This is a genomic window from uncultured Campylobacter sp., assembly GCF_938018035.1.
In the GTDB taxonomy this organism is placed as follows: Bacteria; Campylobacterota; Campylobacteria; order Campylobacterales; family Campylobacteraceae; genus Campylobacter_B.
On record NZ_CALIJF010000005.1, the window covers coordinates 1 to 1,507 of the forward strand.

3 protein-coding genes are annotated in these 1,507 nt (G+C 44.4%); all 3 read right to left on the reverse strand.

The window, feature by feature from the left end; all coding sequences use genetic code 11:
• Positions 1 to 797: terminase family protein (locus Q0257_RS00050; RefSeq protein WP_298019979.1), on the reverse strand; the 797-nt coding region annotated here is incomplete at its 3' end.
• On the reverse strand, positions 797 to 1,111 hold the full coding sequence (locus Q0257_RS00055) for a hypothetical protein (RefSeq protein ID WP_298019982.1): 315 nt from the start codon (positions 1,109 to 1,111) through the stop codon (positions 797 to 799). The genes Q0257_RS00055 and Q0257_RS00050, both read right to left, overlap by 1 nt.
• 9 nt (positions 1,112 to 1,120) lie before the next feature.
• Positions 1,121 to 1,465: a competence protein CoiA gene (locus tag Q0257_RS00060; RefSeq protein WP_298019985.1), complete on the reverse strand. Its 345-nt coding sequence runs from the start codon at positions 1,463 to 1,465 to the stop codon at positions 1,121 to 1,123.
• Positions 1,466 to 1,507 lie beyond the last annotated feature (42 nt).

A 1,507-nucleotide genomic window follows, 5' to 3' on the forward strand; every position in this document is an offset into this window, starting at 1 on the left:
AAAAAGCTATTTTCTTCAAAAGGGGTGGAGAGGATGGTAAGCCTACCGGCTACGGCTCCGATAGAAGGCACGAAAGCGTGCCAGATGCGCTTTTGATTGGGATACCAGGCAAACTCATCCATCCAAATATCTCCGGTAAAGCCTTGCACCGTGCGGAAATTATGCGCCATAACGCGGATTGTAGCGCCGTTATTAAGGCTCTTTTCATATTCGCTATCTTTCGCAAAGCTCACGCCTAGCTTTTTTGCCCACATTTGCGAATAATTCATTAAAATTCTAGCCTGCTCTTCGCTGGCGCTTAAAAATAGTTGATTTCGCCCCGCTACGGCGCCAAGGAGCGCATCGAGGCTTGAAACGTAAGAAAATCCGATCTGACGGGATTTTAATACGATGCGAAATTGCGAAGCGTCGTTTAAAAAATCCTTTTGATAATCGAATAGCTCGCCGCTTTTAAGCGCTATCTCTTTTAGGCTTTCATATGCTCCGTTCATTAGCGCGATGGGTTTTTTCTTGTTTTTTACCTTTTGCTCTTTTGCTTTTGCGCCCTGTAGCCTAGAAAGCGAAGCTGTAAGCATAGCGATCTGCTTTGCCTTGGAGTCGCTACTTTTGCCCTTGCTAAGCGCAGCTATTTGAGCTTTTAGATTGCGGATCGTCATCGCGCCGCCATCTTCCGCGCCTTTCTTACGCCAGCGCGCGATCGTAGCGGCATTCACTCCGTAAGATTTAGCTAGCTCGGAGGCGGCATAACCCGAGTGTAAAAGATTTAGGATAAGCTCTTTCGTCTTTTTGCTATACATCACTCATCCAGACTAGCCATAGCCAAAAAATCTAGGGTAAAGGTGAAATTTAGTATATCCACGCCGCGCTCATCCGTAGCATCTACGCTAGAGCCCGTAAAGCGTAATAGAGGGGTCAGCCGCATCAGCTCTTTTAGCACCGCCTCTCCGCTTGCGATAGGTACTATTACGCTAAGATTGGCGCGGTATTGCGTGAGATTTAGCGCCGATCTTTCGGATACAAAAACCTTATAGTCGTCCTCATGTTTTAAAATAAGCTCCTCGCAAAGCGCAATAAGCACTTTTTCGGTAGTGATTTTTTCACTTAAATCCATTTTTACTCCTTAAACCGCGGCATAAAAGTAGCCGCCCGTGTTCTTTTTAGTCGTTAGCTTATAAAATTTATCCATCCAGTACTCCTCCCATTGCTTTACGTCCTTGAAGGTCTCCAGGCTTTCGTCGTATTCGTTCGCACGTTGTTGGATCTTTAGCCAAAGCTTTTGCCCCAAAAGAGCAAGGCCCATATAGGCTTTGGCCTTAATCAGGTTTAGCCCGCTAATATCATATTTTTTTATCTCATATTCTGCCATCTCGATATACGGAATAATCTCTTCGTCGCTTATCATTTTAAGCTTATTGTATCTGCGGATTTCATTTAAAATTTCATCCATGTTTTTTATCCTCTGCACTCATAATTTAAAACCCCCTTCAAAAAGCTTCAAAACGCTTTC

What these genes read in the sequence shown, in the direction of transcription:
- Q0257_RS00055 (WP_298019982.1), bottom strand. Translation starts at nt 1,111, where the DNA reads ATGGATTTAAGTGAAAAAATCACTACCGAAAAAGTGCTTATTGCGCTT.